This is a genomic window from Halobacillus shinanisalinarum (assembly GCF_022919835.1).
Taxonomy (GTDB): Bacteria; Bacillota; Bacilli; order Bacillales; family Halobacillaceae; genus Halobacillus_A; species Halobacillus_A shinanisalinarum.
Window position 1 is genome coordinate 2346681 of record NZ_CP095074.1, and the last position, 18377, is coordinate 2365057.

At 41.4% G+C, this 18377-nt stretch carries 18 protein-coding genes; 5 read left to right on the forward strand and 13 right to left on the reverse strand.

Features of this window, described 5'->3' with window-relative positions; all coding sequences use genetic code 11:
* Positions 1-855 carry a Cof-type HAD-IIB family hydrolase gene (locus tag MUO14_RS11515; RefSeq protein WP_244755341.1) on the forward strand — a complete coding sequence of 285 codons (855 nt, stop codon included), beginning with the start codon at positions 1-3 and terminating at the stop codon, positions 853-855.
* A 174-nt stretch (positions 856-1029) separates the two neighbouring features.
* Here MUO14_RS11515 and dnaB read toward each other — a convergent pair whose 3' ends face one another.
* Genes dnaB through MUO14_RS11535 form a run of 4 tightly spaced genes read right to left on the reverse strand, consistent with a single transcriptional unit; the run spans position 1030 to position 5827 of the window.
* Positions 1030-2391, reverse strand: a complete 1362-nt coding sequence (gene dnaB, locus MUO14_RS11520; RefSeq protein WP_244755342.1) for a replicative DNA helicase — start codon at positions 2389-2391, stop codon at positions 1030-1032.
* 36 nt (positions 2392-2427) lie between these two features.
* A complete protein-coding gene (gene rplI, locus MUO14_RS11525) occupies positions 2428-2874 on the reverse strand; it encodes a 50S ribosomal protein L9 (protein WP_244755343.1) in 447 nt (148 codons plus the stop codon).
* Entirely contained in the window at positions 2871-4844 is a 1974-nt protein-coding gene (locus MUO14_RS11530) for a DHH family phosphoesterase (protein WP_244755344.1), read from the reverse strand. Before MUO14_RS11530 ends, rplI begins: the two co-directional genes overlap by 4 nt.
* A gap of 35 nt (positions 4845-4879) precedes the next feature.
* Entirely contained in the window at positions 4880-5827 is a 948-nt protein-coding gene (locus tag MUO14_RS11535) for a YybS family protein (protein ID WP_244755345.1), read from the reverse strand.
* 146 nt (positions 5828-5973) lie between these two features.
* On the opposite strand from MUO14_RS11535, the gene MUO14_RS11540 reads away from it, so the two are divergent.
* A complete protein-coding gene (locus tag MUO14_RS11540) occupies positions 5974-6789 on the forward strand; it encodes a histidinol-phosphatase (RefSeq protein ID WP_244755346.1) in 816 nt (271 codons plus the stop codon).
* Positions 6790-7006: 217 nt separating this feature from the next.
* Here MUO14_RS11540 and serA read toward each other — a convergent pair whose 3' ends face one another.
* Positions 7007-8590, reverse strand: coding sequence for a phosphoglycerate dehydrogenase (gene serA, locus MUO14_RS11545; protein ID WP_244755347.1), 1584 nt, complete (start codon positions 8588-8590; stop codon positions 7007-7009).
* A gap of 537 nt (positions 8591-9127) precedes the next feature.
* Between serA and MUO14_RS11550 the strand changes: the two genes are divergently transcribed.
* A complete protein-coding gene (locus MUO14_RS11550; RefSeq protein ID WP_244755348.1) occupies positions 9128-10810 on the forward strand; it encodes a peptide ABC transporter substrate-binding protein in 1683 nt (560 codons plus the stop codon).
* Between the two features lie 55 nt (positions 10811-10865).
* Here MUO14_RS11550 and hmpA read toward each other — a convergent pair whose 3' ends face one another.
* A complete protein-coding gene (gene hmpA / locus MUO14_RS11555) occupies positions 10866-12086 on the reverse strand; it encodes an NO-inducible flavohemoprotein (protein ID WP_244755349.1) in 1221 nt (406 codons plus the stop codon).
* Positions 12087-12463: 377 nt separating this feature from the next.
* Here hmpA and MUO14_RS11560 point away from each other — a divergent pair, with 377 nt between their 5' ends.
* A complete protein-coding gene (locus MUO14_RS11560) occupies positions 12464-12901 on the forward strand; it encodes an Rrf2 family transcriptional regulator (RefSeq protein ID WP_244755350.1) in 438 nt (145 codons plus the stop codon).
* A gap of 99 nt (positions 12902-13000) precedes the next feature.
* Here MUO14_RS11560 and rpsR read toward each other — a convergent pair whose 3' ends face one another.
* The 7 genes from rpsR to MUO14_RS11595 all read right to left on the reverse strand — a co-directional run bounded on the left by rpsR (position 13001) and on the right by MUO14_RS11595 (position 17655).
* Entirely contained in the window at positions 13001-13228 is a 228-nt protein-coding gene (gene rpsR, locus MUO14_RS11565) for a 30S ribosomal protein S18 (protein WP_244755351.1), read from the reverse strand.
* Positions 13229-13251: 23 nt separating this feature from the next.
* Positions 13252-13737, reverse strand: a complete 486-nt coding sequence (gene ssb / locus MUO14_RS11570) for a single-stranded DNA-binding protein (protein WP_244755352.1) — start codon at positions 13735-13737, stop codon at positions 13252-13254.
* A 12-nt stretch (positions 13738-13749) separates the two neighbouring features.
* Positions 13750-14040, reverse strand: coding sequence for a 30S ribosomal protein S6 (rpsF, locus tag MUO14_RS11575; protein ID WP_244755353.1), 291 nt, complete (start codon positions 14038-14040; stop codon positions 13750-13752).
* Positions 14041-14184: 144 nt separating this feature from the next.
* On the reverse strand, positions 14185-15282 hold the full coding sequence (gene ychF / locus MUO14_RS11580; RefSeq protein ID WP_244755354.1) for a redox-regulated ATPase YchF: 1098 nt from the start codon (positions 15280-15282) through the stop codon (positions 14185-14187).
* Positions 15283-15508: 226 nt separating this feature from the next.
* Positions 15509-15703, reverse strand: a complete 195-nt coding sequence (locus tag MUO14_RS11585; protein ID WP_244755355.1) for a DUF951 domain-containing protein — start codon at positions 15701-15703, stop codon at positions 15509-15511.
* A 21-nt stretch (positions 15704-15724) separates the two neighbouring features.
* On the reverse strand, positions 15725-16609 hold the full coding sequence (locus tag MUO14_RS11590; protein ID WP_244755356.1) for a mechanosensitive ion channel family protein: 885 nt from the start codon (positions 16607-16609) through the stop codon (positions 15725-15727).
* Positions 16610-16659: 50 nt separating this feature from the next.
* A complete protein-coding gene (locus MUO14_RS11595; RefSeq protein WP_244755566.1) occupies positions 16660-17655 on the reverse strand; it encodes a YkvI family membrane protein in 996 nt (331 codons plus the stop codon).
* A gap of 112 nt (positions 17656-17767) precedes the next feature.
* On the opposite strand from MUO14_RS11595, the gene yyaC reads away from it, so the two are divergent.
* Positions 17768-18367 (forward strand): spore protease YyaC, encoded by a 600-nt coding sequence (gene yyaC / locus MUO14_RS11600; RefSeq protein WP_244755357.1) that lies wholly within the window; start codon positions 17768-17770, stop codon positions 18365-18367.
* Positions 18368-18377 lie beyond the last annotated feature (10 nt).

Here is an 18377-nt window from a genome sequence, read left to right on the forward strand (position 1 = left end):
ATGAAGATAATTGCGATTGACTTAGATGGAACGCTATTAAATAGTCGAAGTAAGATCAGTGAGGAAAATATCGCAGCAATCAAAGAAGCGCAATCTAAAGGTGTGGAGGTTGTTATTGCTACCGGAAGAGCTGAATTTGATGTACGTGAAGTTTTTGCTAAAACAGGCGTATCTACATGGGTGATTGGAGCAAACGGAGCTACCATTCATCAGCCTGACGGGAAGTGCTTCGACTCCGTGCCAATTGATCCTAATGATGGAAAAGACATTTTGCAATGGCTTGAACAGGAACAATTTTATTATGAAGTATTTAGTGAGTCAGCAATTCTAACGCCCCAGAACGGGCTCGAGTTGCTAAATATTGAACTTGATCGGATTCGCAGTGCCAATCCTCAAGCTGACGTATCCGATTTAAAACTGGCAATGGAGAAGCAATTTGGTCAGCAGGGGTTTGTGCATGTAGATTCCTATCAAGAGATTCTAGCCGCTAATGTACCGCTCTACAATGTTCTGGCCTTTTCCTTTGATCAAGCAAAACTTGATCTAGGCTGGCGCCAATTCGAGTTGCGAGAAGACTTAACGTTAGTTAGTTCGTCTCTCCATAACTTTGAACTTGAAAATAAAAATGCCTCAAAGGGCATAGCTCTCTCGAAATTGGCTAAGCATTTTGGAGTGAATTTAGGAGATGTGGGAGCGATCGGAGACAGTCCAAATGACCTTTCCATGCTACAAGTGGCGGGGCACAGTGCAGCGATGTTAAACGGGCGAGATGTTGTGAAAGAAGCTAGCGAATTCATTACAAAATCTAATGATGAACACGGCGTTGCACACGCCATCTCCCAATGGTTAAACTAATTCCGGTTCATTCACGATTCGGCGTAACTTCCTTGAGAAGGCGTAACGAATAGTGATGAATATAAATAGACGCCTAAGCTTGCTTAAAGCTTAGGCGTCTTTTCCGTACAGAATATAAATACCCACCTCAGGTCATCCATAATTTGGATGACCTGAGGTGGGTAAATTTGTCTTTTAGGCCGGCGGAACATCGGCATCGCTATAGCGGCGATCGAGGTCCACGAATTTGTTGTATTCTTTTACAAAAGCAAGTTCGACATTACCAACTGGACCATTACGTTGTTTCGATATAATAATCTCAATGATATTTTGGTTCTCGGACTCCTGATCATAATAATCATCACGATACAGGAAGCCTACGATATCAGCATCCTGCTCAATTGAACCTGATTCACGCAGATCGGACATCATTGGACGCTTGTCCTGTCTTGATTCAACACCACGAGATAACTGAGATAACGCAATCAACGGAACATTTAATTCCCGCGCTAACCCTTTTAAGGAACGTGAAATCTCAGATACTTCCTGCTGACGATTTTCCTTAGAATTCGCACTCCCTTGAATGAGCTGTAAATAGTCAATCAAGATCATACCAAGTCCATGTTCTTGCTTAAGCCGACGGCATTTAGAACGGATCTCACTTACTCGAACTCCTGGCGTGTCATCGATATAAATTCCTGCATTTGATAGACTCCCCATTGCCATCGTCAGCTTGTTCCAATCATCAGACTCCATCCGTCCTGTCCGCAAGCGTTGTGCGTCAATATTTCCTTCTGCACACAACATACGCGATACAAGTTGGTCTGCTCCCATCTCAAGGCTGAAGATCGCAACGTTTTCTTCCGTATGGACCGCTACGTTCTGTGCAATATTTAAAGCAAAGGCCGTTTTACCCATAGATGGTCTGGCCGCGACTATAATTAAATCATTTCGCTGAAAGCCAGAAGTAATCTGGTCGAGATCCCGATACCCAGTTGGAATCCCCGTTACGTTCCCATCGCTATTGTGGAGCATTTCAATGTTATCATACACATCGATTAGCACGTCTTTAATACTTTTAAAAGCTCCTGAGTTTGTCCTGTTTGACACTTCAAGAATGTCTTTTTCAGCTGAATTTAAAACATCTTCAATGTTCTCTTCTTCAGCAAAGCCGCTGGTAACGATATTTGTTGCTGTTCGAATCAACCCACGTAATGTAGACTTTTCGCTAACAATTTTAGTATAGTAGCTGATATTCGCTGCTGTCGGTACTGAGTTTGCGATATCGCTTAAATAAGATACTCCACCGACTTCTTCCAATACTTTATTATTTGATAACGCCGTGGTCACGGTGACGAGGTCAATTGGTTCCCCACGGTCGGATAAAGTAAGCATGACTTCAAATATACGCTGGTGACTTGCCCTGTAAAAGTCCTCCGGAAGCAAGTATTCGGCGGCAGTCGACATGGCTTCTGGCTCTAAAAAAACCGCTCCGAGAACGGCCTGCTCTGCTTCTATATTATGCGGTGGAGTACGGTCATTCCATTGTTCACTCACTAGTTTGTTCCTCCCCTGATCATGAAAAGGACCCCTTTACTTTCCTTCAATACGAACACGAATTGTACCTGTAACTTCTGGGTGAAGCTTCACGGGCACATTTGTGTACCCAAGTGTGCGGATGGGCTCGTCTAATTCTATTTTACGTTTGTCAATTTTAATATTGTGGGATTTCTTCAGCTCTTCAGCAATTTGCTTACTCGTTATAGAGCCAAACAAACGACCGCTGTCCCCTGACTTCGCTGTCAGCTTAACCTCCATATCAGCCAACTGCTGCTTAAGCAGCCCCGCTTCTTTTTCTTCTTCTTCAGCCAGCTGATCCTGCTTAGCATCTTTTGCCTTCTGTGCTTTAAGGTTGCCGCCTGTCGCTTCAACAGCTAAATTATTTTTTAAAAGATAGTTACGGGCATATCCGTCCGAAACATTTTTGATTTCCCCTTTTTTCCCTTTTCCTTTTACATCAGCTTTGAAAATAACCTTCATTCCTGGTCTCCTCCTTCGAAATATTCATCGATAATATCTTGTAATAATGCTCTCGCATCATCAATATTTGTGTCTTCAAGCTGGGTGGCCGCATTGGTTAAATGGCCGCCCCCATTCATTCGTTCCATTATGACCTGCACATTTATATCACCTAATGAGCGTGCACTGATTCCAACTCTTCCGTCTTTGCGCTCTGATATGACAAAAGAGGCTACAATTCCAGTCATCGTAAGTAACGTATCAGCAGCTTGAGCAATAATCACAGGACCATAAGAATCGCCATGCTTACCTGCAGAGATGGCAATCCCATCGCGATAAACATCTGCCTTTTCTATTAAACGACTACGCTTTACGTACACATCTAAATCTTCCTTCATAAATTTCTGAACGAGAACTGTGTCAGCTCCTTTAGATCTTAGATAGGAAGCTGCGTCAAAGGTTCGCGACCCTGTACGTAATGTGAAGCTTTTCGTGTCGATAATAATTCCGGACAATAGTGCTGTAGATTCAAGCATAGAAAGTTTCAGTTTCTTCGGTTGATACTCAAGCAGTTCCGTCACAAGCTCTGCCGTCGAAGAAGCGTATGGTTCCATATAAACGAGTGTGGGATCAGAAATAAATTCCTCCGCTCGACGATGATGATCAATGACCACTACATGCTCCGTCTTGTTTAGAAGTTTTTCCTCCATAACGAGCGAAGGCTTGTGGGTATCAACCACGACGAGTAACGTTTCATTCGTTACAAGCTCGAGAGAATCCTCTGGTGTTATAAAATAAGACCATAAACCCTCATCCCCTTGAATTTCCTCAATCATGCGCTGAACCCCTGTATCAATGTCATCAGGATCAAGTACGATTGCTGCCTTTTTGTCATTCGCTTGGGCAATTTTCAAAATCCCTATGGAGGCGCCAACGGCATCCATATCAGGGGATTTGTGTCCCATAATCAACACTCTCTCACTTTCTTGCACGAGTTCTTTCATCGCATGGGAGATGACGCGAGCGCGGACTCTTGTACGTTTTTCCATTGGATTTGTTTTTCCACCATAGAAACGCACCTTCCCCGAATCATCTTTAATCGCTACCTGATCGCCTCCGCGCCCCAAAGCTAGATCAAGGCTGGATTGAGCCAACTCCCCTAGCTCAGGAAGACTAACAGGACCTACTCCAACTCCAAAACTTAACGTAAGGGGGACATTCTGGTTCGTAATGAGTTCCCGCACTTCATCTAAAATCTCAAATTTGGCGCGCTCAAGTGATTGCAAAATTTCCTGATTCATTACTGCCATAAAACGTTCCTGTGAGGTGCGTTTCAGATAAATTCCAAAGTCGCCAGCCCATTTATTGAGAATAGAAGTTACTTGTGAGTTAATTTGGCTTTTCGCTGTATCATCCATCCCTTGAGTGATTTCCTCATAGTTATCAAGAAAAATTACCGAAAGAACGGTTTGTTCATTTTGATAAAGGTTATGAATCTTGGTCTGATTCGTCCGGTCGAAAATGTATAACAACCGCTCATCTCGTTTAATTAATGTATGAAGCTTGTAATCCCCAATTTCAATCCACGTTTCATCCTTATCCTCTTTAATTTGAGGAATAAGATCATCTGAAAGGTTATTCAAAGACTCTCCAACGATCGTATTATGTTTCGTGAACTTATGCATATAAGGATTTGCCCACTCCACCTTATAATCCTCACTATATAAGACAATCCCAATAGGCATCTCTAACAGCGCCTCTTCACCTACTTTTTTCACACGGTAAGAAAGCGTCGAAATATATTCTTCTGTTTCACTAATCATATGCTTCTCTGTGCGCACACTATAGAAAATTGATGCCGCCAAAAAGAGAGTCATCAATAAACCAAGCATCCACTGGTAATACCAAATGAACGCAAGCAACAGCAGAGAGATGACATAGATCACCCACAGGTGTCCACTCATAGTCGGTTTTTTAAAAAAGTTCGGCATTTCATTCAGCTCCTGCCATCATATACGAGCGATCGTTATTTCTTCGTTTGCAAACGTTCCCTTAGCGAAAACCCTATATCAATTATACCTAAGATTCGTACGAGATAAAGGAGGATTGTCGGCAAAAGTGCACATCCAACAATTGCCAAAATCGGCAGTGCTTTTGACTTGTTTTTTACATGGGTATAGAAAGCTATAAATGCAAACCCCTGTAGTATCAAAAGCGTGCCTGTCAATGTAAATACGTTAACCGCAGCCAGATAACCAACTCCGTCACCTGCTGCAAACGCATAGTTTAATATTAACGCAAAAAAGTAATACCATAATACGGAGGTAGGCAGGGTAAAGTTACGAAATGCTGGAAAATGAAACTTTTTACCCTCTACACGATTTATTAGTTTATAGCTTAACCATTGGCTTAAAAAAGCATAAATAATCCCTAAAATAGCAATCAAACTAGGTATTAAGTCAGGCAGAGTCTTGAATTGTTCTCGTAACCCCTCAAGCTGCTCCTCGATTTGCTCCCCCCCGCCAAAGGTTGCAAGCATTTCTTCAGTTATCGAAAAAGTCTCATTCAAGGAGGCGCGTATTTGTTCTGTCCAATTCACTCCAAAGAACAGCTGTGACAGTAAGTAAACAGCAACAATCCCTATAATAAACCCAATTGAACCTACAGCCCAAGTTTCATACGAAGATCGCTTATGATACATCGCTGATCCCGCAAATATTCCACCAATCCCTGTGAGTAATGTTACCGGTAGAGAGAAAACTGTTGCAAATAGCAAAGCAAAAATAACAACCGCTATCAGCATAAGTCCTCCTGCCTTCCACCCATGACGATAGGTGTAGAATATGAAAGGTATAGGTAAGGTAAACAATAATAGGGATCCAATAATCCCTGGAAGGAAGAGAATTAACAATAACTCTAGCAGATAAACTCCCGTCATTAAAGCCCCTTCAGTAATTCTTCTTGTATCTTTCATCCATTTGCACCTCATCTTTAATCAAGCTATCCTAACTTCATCATTTTAACATACAAACCTGCTTAACATCTTCTCTCAACATTTTGTCTTAACATCAGATTATCTGGTATGATAGGAAACAATAAACTCAGATAGGGGGATCCTCCATGCGAACCGATTATCATGTACATATGGCTGAGACAGGCAATTTAACCATTGATTACTTAAGAAATTACATTAAAAAAGCTCAGCAGGAGGGTATTGAGGAACTTGGCATTTCTGAACATGCTTACTTTTTTCAGGAAACGAGAAATATTTTATCAAACCCTTGGGTAGAAAATCGCCGAACACTTGACTTCAAGACATACCAGCAAATGTTCGATCAAGCAAACGAGGCCGGAATTCCTATTAAAATGGGGATCGAAATGGACTATATGCCAGGTAAAGAAGCTGAAATGCAAGAGTTTATCGAGGCCCGCCCTTTTGATTATGTAATAGGATCAGTACATTGGATTGATGAATGGGGAATTGACTTAGCAATTTTCCGTGAAGAATACGAGAAAAGAGATTTACACGAGGTCTATCGTCAGTATTTTGATCGAGTCGTTTCACTAGCCGAATCGGGGCTATTTGATTTTGTTGGCCACATTGATGTCATCAAAGTGTTCGGCTATCGTCCTGACGATCAAGCATTTCTCCGTGAACAGTACGAACGTGCAGCAGAAGCCTTGGCCAAAACAAATACCTGCATAGAAATAAGTACAGCAGGACTCAGGAAACCTGTGGGAGAGCTTTATCCAGACCCTGAGCTTTTACAAATCTGTAAAGAGAAAGGCGTTGGTATTGTACTATGCTCAGACGCCCATAAGCCGGACCATATTGGATATTGCTACGATGACGCAATCAAATTAGCGCGCTCCGCCGGATATGAGAAAGTACACGTGTTTACAAAGCGTAAAGCAAGCGTAAAGCCAATAAGGTAGGTAAAAATAACCCTCTTTGTTGTAGATGAAATCGATGTTGTTCCATGTCTGCTGTAAGGGGGGGTTAATTCTATGGACTGCAGCAGGGGGATATTTAATTAAGGGGGCTTTGAGACACACTTGTACTAGAAGTGTATTATGTGGTCCAGCGAGTACGGGCAACTCTACCACTAAAAGCAGGCAAGCTTTATAAGCCCACCCGCCCCCTTCATTATTGTTATAGTGTAAGGCATTGCACTTGTTTAATATCATCTACTCCTGCGAGCTGCTCACGACAGTTTTCTTCCACTTGCTTATCTACTGTTAGTACCATTACAGCGTCACCACCTTGATTCGTTCGCCCCACTTGCATCGTTGCAATGTTAACTTCATATTCTGCAAGTAAACTTCCAACACGGCCAATAGCGCCGGGCTGGTCTTTATGCTGGATGACGATTAAATGGCCATGAGGAACGACATCAATTGAATAATGGTCGAGCATCACAATCCTTGCCCCTAATCCATTCAACAACGTACCTGAAATGCTCCGAGTTTCACGATCAGTTTCTATTTCGATTCTCACAAGGTTAGTAAATCCTTTTGTTGAAGTCGATTTTTGCTCATTAATGACTATCCCTTTATCTGAAGCCGTTTTAAACGCATTCACATCATTTACTCGATTTCCAATATAACGGTGAAGTATTCCTTTCATCGCAATTCGTGTCAACGGTGTCGAATCAATATCGAGCAATTCCCCTGAGTAATAAACGGTAATTTGCTCAAGGGCGCCCTCGACAACTTTTGACAAGAATGCCCCTAACTTCTCAGAAAGCTGGAAGTATGGAGAAAGCCTCTCCATCATTTCTGCGGAAATTGAAGGCATATTGACGGGATGTTTTACCGTCCCTCCCCGCAAAAGCTCTATGACATCGTAGCTGACGTCTGTAGCTACATTTTCCTGCGCTTCTACGGTACTAGCACCCAAGTGCGGGGTTGCAATCACTTCTGACAGCGACAAGAGAGGATGATCGATAGCCGGCTCTTCTTCAAATACATCAAGGGCGGCTCCGGCAATTTTCCCACTCTTCACTGCTTCGTACAACGCATCTTCTTCGATGATTCCTCCACGAGCACAGTTGAGTATTCGAGCCCCCGTCTTCATTAACTGAATTGACTCCCGATTAATAAGATGCCTCGTTTCATCCATTAGAGGAGTATGGACCGTTAAGAAATCCGCTTGTTGTAGTACTTCCTCTAAGCTTCCATGACTAACGCCTGCCTTATCAGCCTTCTCTTTTGTAAAAAAAGGATCATAAGCGATCACGTTCATCCGGTGCCCTTTCGCACGGTGAGCTACTTCCTTACCAATACGGCCGAATCCAACAATACCCAATGTTTTATTTTTCAGTTCCACACCAACAAACTTTTTGCGTTCCCACTGATTTTGCTTCAGTTGATGATAAGCTTGTGGTATATTTCGGGCAAGTGCCATCAACATTGCCATCGTATGTTCTGCCGTTGAAGTCGTATTCCCATCTGGAGCATTAACAACGACAACCCCGTGCTCCGTTGCTGCTTCAAGATCAATATTATCGACACCCACCCCAGCTCGGCCAATCACCTTTAACTCCGGCGCCTGTTCAATCATCTCTCTCGTCACTTGTGTTTGGCTGCGTACAATAATAGCGTTACTTGCTCGTAATTCCCTCAAAAGCTGGTCATGACTTAATGATGGATTTACAATTGTTTCTACATCTGCTGCTTCAAGTAGTGGACGAATACCATCTTCACTCAATGGATCACTTATTAACACACGGTACACTTACTTCAACCCCTTTGTAGATAGACTTCTTGAGCAGTAGCTGAACCCGTTCCCTGCTTAAATGCATGGTCTAGACGCTTTGATAAAATTTCCAAAATACTAGTCTATTGCAGAACATTTGCCGTATGAGATTATCCCAGATGATCCACACGAGAGAGCATCCTTTAAATGTTTCCGCCCCTGCCGTCATTAACCCGAAATCCCTACTGGCTAATTTTACGTAGCTGCTCCACTTCAAATGACAGAGGCTTCACAGAATTAACAGGGAGAAGCTGACTCATTTAAAATTAAACAGGAGATTCATAGTCGTGGAATCCCTTTGTCCTTTCTTCACGTACAAATTGCCTCATACGGTAGAAAAATGATATTCCTTTATCCTATCAAAAGAATCACTGTTGTCAATCCAATAAAACTTTATGTCGAAATACTTTTTTTCTTTTTTTTCTTTATAAAGATGGTGAAAGTTTTCAAAAGAGTCTGTATAATTCATTAAGTAGCTAATTTTTAGAAAATTAGAACATTAGGGGGAGGATTACTTTGAAAAAACACAACGGTTTATGGCTATTATTCGTCTTCATGCTAACACTGATTTTAGCCGCATGCAGCGGTGGTGGTGAAAGCACATCAAGTAATTCTAGTGAAGAAGAAGGCAGTTCCAGTGAAAGTGGAGGAGAAAGTGACGTAAAACAAGAAATTACCATCACTGCAAAAAGTGAAATTGCAAGTATGGATCCTTCATTAATTACAGACACGGTTTCATTCCAATGGGCAGGTGAAACATTAGAAGGGTTGTTCCGTTTGGACAAAGATGGCAACCTTTCACCGGGCATTGCCAAGGACAGTTCTGTAAGTGAAGATGGAATCACTTGGACGTTCAATTTACGCGAGGATGCGGAATGGGCCAATGGTGACCCTGTTACGGCGCACGACTTTGTTTATTCATGGCAACGTGCTGTAACTCCTGAAACAGGCTCAGAATATGGACCATACTTCCTTGGAGGCGTTGTGAAAAACGCAACAGCTATTAGTAATGGGGAAATGGATCCTAAGGAGTTAGGTGCTGTTGCCGTAGACGATCATACATTAGAAGTTACCCTAGAGAAGCCGATACCATACTTTAAGGGCATGACAGTATTCATTACATTCATGCCTCTCAACCAGGATTATGTTGAAGAGCATGGTAAAGACTTCGGTACAGAAGCCAAGTTTACATTGGCAAATGGTCCATTTAAGATGACAGAGTGGAACCACGGTGAAGGTTGGACACTTGAAAAAAATGACTCATACTGGGATGCCGATGCAGTCAAACTACAAAAACTTGAAGGAAAAGTCATTAAAGAAATTTCCACAGGTGTCAATTTATACGAATCCGGCCAAATTGACCAAACAGAATTAAACGCTGAATTTGTTGACCAATACTCTACTACAGAGGATTTCAATGTGGCTGAACAGCCATACCTATATTTCCTTAAATTCAACCAAGCAAACGAGATATTAGCGAACATTGATGCACGTAAAGCGATTTCACTTGCGATTGACCGTCAAGCTTTAGCTGACGTCATTTTAAACGATGGATCTGTTCCGGCTGAGGGGTATGTTCCATCAAATTTTGTAAATAAACCAGGTACGGACAAAGACTTCCGTGAGGTTCAAGGATCACTCGTCGAGGCTAACGAACAAAAAGCTGCAGAACACTGGCAGAAAGCACTCGATGCACTTGGGAAAGAAGAGGTTACGCTAGAAGTTTTAGGTGATGACACAGGAACATCACAAAATGTTATGGCCTATTACAAAGACCAACTAGAAACGAAACTAGAAGGACTTACCATCGATCTTGTTCAAGTACCATTTAAAGAACGTGTACGCCGCGGACAGGATTCAGAGTTTGAAATCCTTGCTGCTACTTGGGGGCCTGATTATGTCGACCCTAACACATATTTAAATATGTATTTGACAGACGGACAAAACAATAACATGAACTTCTCTAGTGAAGAGTATGATTCCCTCATCGCCAAAGCAAATGGTGAGTATGCACAGGATCCACAAAAACGTTTTGAGACTTTCTTAGAAGCTGAACGATTGCTTCTGGAGGAATACGCTGCTGTAGCACCTATCTATCAGGATGCTAAAGCACAATTATTCAGGCCGACAATCAAAAACGCATTCCCTACACCTACTGGTCCAGAGTTCGAATTCAAATGGGCATATGTAGAAGAATAATTATACAAAATACCTCTGTTGTTAAAAATGCAGCAGAGGTATTTTTATATTTTATTTAATCTAAACTTCCCTCTGGACCAAAAAATTCATAATTTCTTCGTTCCACAGGTACATCCCACTCTATAAGCGATCTATGAACTGTCTTCATAAACCCTTCTGGACCACAATAATAAAAATCCGCTTCTGGCGGGACTACTCTCCGCAGCCAAGCAAGATCAATATACCCTTCCTTATCATAATCACAATCTGTCTCCATAGGCGAATCATAAATGATATGGGTTTTAACAAACGGAAATTCCTGACTCATTTGTTTCATATCTTCCTTAAAAGCATGAACGCTTCCATTACGAGTTGCATGAATGAAATAAATATCACGGCTTTGATCTTTTATCGTTGAGGTTTTCATCATACTTATTAAAGGTGTTAAGCCAACACCCCCACTAATAAGAACAACAGGATTCACAGATTCCATATCTAAGTAAAAATCTCCCGCAGGTGCACTGATGGATATTGCATCCCCTTCACCTACTTGAGTGTGTAAATAAGTAGATACAACACCTGCTGGTTTCCCCCCATTCTCATCTTCTCTTTTTACACTTATACGATAATAGTTATTCCCTGGTGAGTCCGACAAACTGTATTGTCTTAAATGTGTGTGGTTCTCCCCAGGGATCTCGGCCTTAATCGTAATATATTGGCCGGGCCTATAAGCAGCTAACTCCCTACCGTCGGCAGGCTGTAGGTAAAAGGATGTAATGACATCACTCTCCTTAACCTTTTTCCATACACGAAACTCACGGGAATCCTTCCAACCGCCTTTTTGTGAAGCAGCTGCTTTATACTTCTGCTTTTCAACTTCTATAAATGCATTCGCAATCACTCCGTAAGCCTCGCCCCACGCCTCGATAATGTCGTCTGTTGCGGCATCACCAAGAACCTCTTTAATTGCTAAAAGTAAGTACTCACCGACAATAGGATAATGCTCAGGTTTCACGTTCAAACTACGATGTTTTTCTGATATTTGCATCACCGTCGGCATTATTGCGCTCAAGTCATCAATATGTTGTGCCGCAGCATACACTGCATTTGCCAAAGCTTTTGGCTGTCTTCCTGCCTTCTGGTTCGTTTGATTAAAAAGGTTCTTCAACTCAGGATAATCAGCAAACATTTGCTGATAAAAGCAAGTTGTAATATCTTCCCCACGCTCAGCTAGCACAGGTACTGTTGACTTAACGATTCTTACTGTTTCCTCGCTTAATTCAGTTTTTACAGACACCGCAACACCCCTTTATTTAAAGATGTATTTCCAATACATCTTTATTGTAAAAATAATTCACCTATAAAAGCAATACTTTCAATACACCTTTTGTGACAATATTATTAAAGTATTCTTATAGTGTGTGTTCAAAAAGTTGACGAATGAGAACATCGACACTAGCACGTCTTGTGCGTTCCAAGAAGTTCGAGGTACGAACGTTTTGAGGACCACAGTGTATATCTTTCATACATGAGGAACGGAAAAACCGAGCAACGAAGAAATGTGTTGTTTACCTTTCGGGGACTATTTGAACATCCTCTCATAAGCCAAAAATAAGACAACCCTTTTACAAATATGATAAGCTAATAAAAAAAGGGGAATGAGGTTTTTTATACATGCGTCTAAAAAAATATACCGATTATGCTCTTAGAGTATTAATCTATACAGCCTCTATACCCAAGGAAGAATTAGCAAGTAAAAAAGAAATATCCTATATTTTTCATATATCTGAAAACCATTTAGGTAAAATCATACACCAGTTAAACAAATTGGAATTAATCGAAACCATACGGGGTAGAAACGGTGGCATTAAGTTGGCTAAAGCACCTGAAAGCATCAATATAGGTTATGTTGTTAGAGCAATGGAAGACGACTTTCTGTTGCTAGAATGCTTTGACCGCAAGACTAACTACTGTGTAATCACACCCGCTTGTAAATTAAGACATATATTAAATGATGCCTTATACGCTTTTCTTGAGGTACTCGATCAATATACACTCAAAGATTTATTATCAAATAAAGATGATTTAAGAGAGTTAATGGATATTACCTAGTTTAGTTGTCTATTGTAACGTTATGTAAGATGCTCTCAAACAGCATACAAAAAAGCCGTTCAGTCCTGGTTTAGACTAAACGGCTTTTTTCGTCCGCTATTATTCAGCAGTGTAAGGCAATAGTGCCATTTGACGAGAGCGTTTGATCGCCTTTGTCAATTTACGTTGATACTTAGCAGAAGTTCCAGTTACGCGACGAGGAAGAATTTTTCCACGGTCGGAAATGAAACGTCTTAGCAAGTCTGTATCTTTAAAGTCGATGTGTGTGATTCCGTTTGCTGTGAAGAAACACACCTTTTTGCGTTTACCGCGTCCACGACGTGCCATGAGGCGTTCCCCCCTTCTCTATTTTAAAATGGTAAATCATCATCTGAGATGTCGATGGGTTCTCCATTATCTGCGAATGGATCATCATCTTTTTTATTATTATTAGAACCGAAGTTATTTCCTGATGGTTGCTGATTCTGATTTGGCTGGAATCCTGAACCTTGTGGGTTACCTCCACCTTGTGAAGAACCTTTAGATTCTAGGAACTGTACGCTGTCCGCAACAACTTCTGTTACAAACACACGCTTACCTTCTTGATTATCGAAGCTTCGAGACTGTAAACGCCCGTCCACACCAACAAGACTACCTTTGTTCATAAAGTTGGCGAGGTTTTCAGCAGCCCGTCTCCAAACAACGCAATTAATAAAATCTGCATCACGATCACCCTGATTATTAGAGAATGGGCGATTCACTGCAACAGTGAAATTGGCAACAGCCACTCCATTTGGCGTATAGCGTAAATCCGGATCCTTCGTTAATCTGCCGACTAAAACGACACGATTTAACATCAGAACCACTCCTTATTTGTCATCTTCACGTACAGCGATGTGGCGGATAACATCATCCGAGAACTTCGCTTGACGGTCGAATTCATTGATCGCTTCACGATCACCCTTAAAGTTGATCGTTAGATAGATCCCATCACGATAGTCGTTAATTTCATAAGCAAGACGACGCTTGCCCACTTCCTTAACATTTTCAATCTCCGCTCCATTGTTTGAAAGAATCCCGCTGAAACGCTCAACTACAGCTGTTTTAGCTTCCTCCTCGATGTCTGGGCGGATGATGTACATGATTTCGTAATTTCTCATCCGTTTTCACCTCCTTATGGACTTAACGGCCCCTTTAAAGTTAAAGGAGCAAGGAGTAATTTAACTATCATTACTCACAATGTTGTATTATATCAAAAGTGCGATAGAATTTCAATACGTTAACGAAGAGACCCGGATTACAGCTTATACGTTAAAACGGAAATGGATAACATCTCCATCTTTCACCAAATATTCTTTACCTTCTAAACGAACACGTCCGCGATCCCGAGCTACCCCCATTGTTCCAGCGTCAACAAGGTCCTCATAGGATACCGTTTCCGCACGAATAAAACCTCGTTCAAAGTCCGTGTGAATAATTCCTGCAGTTTGAGGAGCTGTCATTCCTTCTTTAAACGTCCAAGCACGAACCTCTTGTTCACCAGCTGTAAAATAGGTAGCTAGTCCTAAAAGGTTGTATGTCGCTTTAATCAGCTGATCAAGCCCGGATTCTGCAATTCCAAGGTCCTCAAGAAACTCCAGTTTCTCTTCTCCCTCAAGCTCAGCAATTTCCGCCTCGATTTTGGCACAAACAACGATCACCTCAGCATTCTCTTGAGCGGCATACTCACGAATCTGCTTCACCTTTTCATTGTCGCCTTCTCCAATCTCATCTTCACTGACGTTCGCTACATAAAGAATGGGCTTAGCTGTTAACAAATGTAGTCCCTTAACGATCTTTTGCTGGTCACTAGAGAACTCAACTGCACGAGCAGGTGTCTCCCCCTCTAATCCATCCTTGAGCTTCTCAAGCACCGTATATTCAGCAACAGCGTCCTTATCCTTTTGGCGAGCCATTTTAGCTACGCGATCCATCCGTTTAGAAACGGTCTCAAGATCAGCCAAGATTAACTCCAGATTAATCGTTTCAATATCAGAAATTGGATCTACTTGTCCAGAAACGTGCGTAATATTCTCATCCTCAAAGGCACGAACGACGTGACAAATCGCATCAACCTGGCGAATATGGGATAAGAACTGGTTACCAAGCCCTTCCCCTTTACTTGCACCTTTTACAATTCCAGCAATATCCGTGAATTCAAAAGCTGTTGGAACAGTTTTCTTTGGTTTAACAAGCTCAGTGAGCTTGTCCAAACGAGGGTCTGGAACCTCCACGATCCCAATGTTTGGATCAATGGTGGCAAACGGATAGTTCGCAGACAGAGCCCCAGCCTGTGTAATTGCATTAAATAGCGTAGATTTACCCACGTTAGGCAAACCTACAATACCTGCTGTTAGTGCCATATAAGACTTTCACTCCTTAAGGATTTACATACATGTATGTTCGGTCATACCAATTATAGATACTGTACTGAAAAATAACAAGCTATGCAAAAATGCAAAACAGACCTCGAAACGAGGCCTGTTTTGTAACTTCCTCTATCTTTTTTTAAAAAGTCGCCATCAGTGCACGATTGGTTTAGGTAATATCAACCCAATTAACCGCTCTCCACTATTTGTATCCCTTCTGTTATTCGCTCGTCTCTAGTACTTTCTTCATCTTTGTTTCAAACTTTTTCCTCGGGATTAGCACACTGTGTCCACAGCCTTCGCATTTAATGCGAATGTCTGCGCCCATACGAATAATTTTCCAGCGGTTCTCTCCGCACGGATGAGCTTTCTTCATTTGGACAACATCGTTTAATTGATAGGTTTTATCCGGCATACCTTCTCCTCCTGGTTTTAACTAAGATGTTTCTTGGGTCGATTCTTCTTCATGACGAGAATACATTACAATACGCGGGTAAGGGATTTCAATTCCTTTTTCCTGTAGACGCTGTTTCACTTCCTTGCGAATCATGCGAGCAACACCCCAGTGCTCCATAGGAACTGTTTCACCAATAATTCTCATAATTAATTCAGATGCATTTAAATTATCTACACCAAGCAATTCTGGCATTGCTGTCATTTGTTCATAACGTTCTGGTAGTTCTTCCAGCAGTTCAGAAATTACTTGTTCCGCCTGTTCAACATCATTTTCATAAGCTATTCTTACATCAACTACAGCAATACTATTATGAATAGAATAGTTTGTCACTTGTGTAATATTTCCGTTCGGAAGGATATGTACCTCTCCTGTCCAGCTTTTCACCTTAGATGTACGAAGTCCTATTTCTTCTACAAACCCCTCTACACCAGAAGTTAGAATATAATCACCTACTGAAAACTGATCTTCAAAGATAATAAAAAAGCCTGAAATGATATCACGTACAAGGTTTTGGGCCCCAAAGCCGATAGCTAAACCGGCGACCCCTGCACCAGCAAGCAACGGGGCTATTTTAATAGTAAACACTTCTAGTATCATAATAAACGCCGTGAAATAAACAATATAGGTCAGTGTATTAATCACAAGCTTCTTAAGGGTAGATTCACGACGAGCTGTTATTCTAAACGGGCCCCGTCTGCGGTTCTCGAAAAACTGTGAAATAATTTTACTGCCAACTCGAATGATGAGAAACGAAATGAATAGAATCAGCAATATTTTGAACAAGCCTTCCGCCAAAGCAATCCATAAATCAGGTCCCGTCAGATACTCAACGGCTTTTTCCCATTGTAAAACGAATTCCTCCATTATTCCCCCTCCTAAGATCCAATGAATATGGAACTTATTTTAACAGGTTTTCATCGAATTTTGAATCGGTGCAGGAAGGGAGATAATAGGATTGAGGCCAATACATATAAATTCAGGAGGCCATATAATGGATACAAATATTCAATTAGTGTTGAAAAGCCAAAAGATGTAAAAGGAAGCATGATTGCTATAGTTGCCATAGCCAGTACCCACAAAGGCTGGCGTAAATAGTCTCTAAAGCGAGTAACCAATCCAAGGATGCCCGAAGCTGCCGTTGTAAAGATCGCTACCCACATGACGATAGACATAAAGACCATCATTTCAAAGGGATAATGCTTCAATATGGCAAATAATGGTATTTCATATAAAATGATATCTTCTGAAATTTGAATCAAACTATTATTATATAAATAGGAAACAACACCAAGTACAAGACCACTCCCCACACTCGCTACCCATATCTCTCTTTTGCTTTCCATTTTATTCCCAATCGCCCCGAGAACAGCAATCAATGGAACGATGTTAAGTGCTGTAAAAGGAAAGGCAGCAGTCCAGTTGCTTGTCTCATTGATATGGGCGAACATAGAAAGGTTCTGGTCTGTAATAAAAAGGATCAAAACAAAAAGCAATCCGCCAATCAATAAAGGTAAAATCAAGCTGTTTACGGCTACAATTCCTTTCACATCCCAGACAAACAGCAAGATTAATGGAATGATGAGAGCCAGTACACCTAAACGATAGGAAAAGTGAAAAGCCTGCCATGTTGCACCACTACCTGCAAGCATAATTACCGTCGTCGTAAACAAATATAAAATAATCATCCCATCGTAGACGCCCGTTAAGTGCCTTCCCACAATTTTTCTAAGTACAGGTAGATAGTGTCCAGCCCTCTGTTCATAACTGATCTTCATAATAGTCATGCAACAAATAATGAACATAATAGTAAATAACAAGATAGCCAGACTACTATCTTGTCCAAAAAACTGCCATAGTTCTCTACCTGAAGCGTATCCTGCTCCAATCATCGTGCCTATAATCAAACACATCCATTTGAGTCCTGCTTTCACAAGCGACCGCTCCCTACTCAAGTATTTTGCCACGTATAGAAACAAGAATATCCTTATATACTGTTACTAATATGTGTCTGGAGGAGTTGCTATGAATGTTAGGGACAAGTTTTCAAAAGGGGAGCAGCGCGTGCATGTTGACCATCCGCAAATGAGTGAACAATTAAGTGATTATTTGCTTCAATCCCTTCCAAATAATAAACAGGTGATCATTGCATGTATTGGTACCGATCGTTCAACAGGCGATTCATTAGGGCCTCTGATCGGATCGATGCTTCAAGATAGGCCTTTCAAAACCTTCCATGTATATGGAACATTAGAAGAACCCCTGCATGCATTGAACTTAAAAGAGACGATAAAGGCCATTCATCGCACTCATCCACAGCCTTTTATTCTTGCCATCGACGCTTGTCTCGGGAAAAATTCTTCCGTTGGGAGTGTTTCGATAGGACAGGGAACTCTCAACCCTGGAGCAGCTCTGAAAAAGGACCTTCCTCCTGTTGGTGACATGCATATAAGTGGAATGGTTAACGTTGGTGGGTTTATGGAGTACGTTGTCTTACAAAACACACGTCTTCATCATGTAATGAATATGGCGGCCAAGATAGCTGCTGGAATCCGTCTTGCCGAAAAGAAACGAAGTTATGTGTATCAACCTTACTCAGCAGCAACAAAAAAACAACAACGGTAACATTTCGTTG

What these genes read in the sequence shown, in the direction of transcription:
- ychF (WP_244755354.1), bottom strand. Translation starts at nt 15,282, where the DNA reads ATGGCACTAACAGCAGGTATTGTAGGTTTGCCTAACGTGGGTAAATCT.
- MUO14_RS11560 (WP_244755350.1), top strand. Translation starts at nt 12,464, where the DNA reads ATGCGTCTAAAAAAATATACCGATTATGCTCTTAGAGTATTAATCTAT.
- rpsR (WP_244755351.1), bottom strand. Translation starts at nt 13,228, where the DNA reads ATGGCACGTCGTGGACGCGGTAAACGCAAAAAGGTGTGTTTCTTCACA.
- MUO14_RS11590 (WP_244755356.1), bottom strand. Translation starts at nt 16,609, where the DNA reads ATGGAGGAATTCGTTTTACAATGGGAAAAAGCCGTTGAGTATCTGACG.
- rpsF (WP_244755353.1), bottom strand. Translation starts at nt 14,040, where the DNA reads ATGAGAAATTACGAAATCATGTACATCATCCGCCCAGACATCGAGGAG.
- yyaC (WP_244755357.1), top strand. Translation starts at nt 17,768, where the DNA reads ATGAATGTTAGGGACAAGTTTTCAAAAGGGGAGCAGCGCGTGCATGTT.
- ssb (WP_244755352.1), bottom strand. Translation starts at nt 13,737, where the DNA reads ATGTTAAATCGTGTCGTTTTAGTCGGCAGATTAACGAAGGATCCGGAT.
- MUO14_RS11530 (WP_244755344.1), bottom strand. Translation starts at nt 4,844, where the DNA reads ATGCCGAACTTTTTTAAAAAACCGACTATGAGTGGACACCTGTGGGTG.
- MUO14_RS11535 (WP_244755345.1), bottom strand. Translation starts at nt 5,827, where the DNA reads ATGAAAGATACAAGAAGAATTACTGAAGGGGCTTTAATGACGGGAGTT.
- MUO14_RS11595 (WP_244755566.1), bottom strand. Translation starts at nt 17,655, where the DNA reads ATGTGTTTGATTATAGGCACGATGATTGGAGCAGGATACGCTTCAGGT.
- MUO14_RS11540 (WP_244755346.1), top strand. Translation starts at nt 5,974, where the DNA reads ATGCGAACCGATTATCATGTACATATGGCTGAGACAGGCAATTTAACC.
- rplI (WP_244755343.1), bottom strand. Translation starts at nt 2,874, where the DNA reads ATGAAGGTTATTTTCAAAGCTGATGTAAAAGGAAAAGGGAAAAAAGGG.
- MUO14_RS11515 (WP_244755341.1), top strand. Translation starts at nt 1, where the DNA reads ATGAAGATAATTGCGATTGACTTAGATGGAACGCTATTAAATAGTCGA.
- MUO14_RS11585 (WP_244755355.1), bottom strand. Translation starts at nt 15,703, where the DNA reads ATGCCGGATAAAACCTATCAATTAAACGATGTTGTCCAAATGAAGAAA.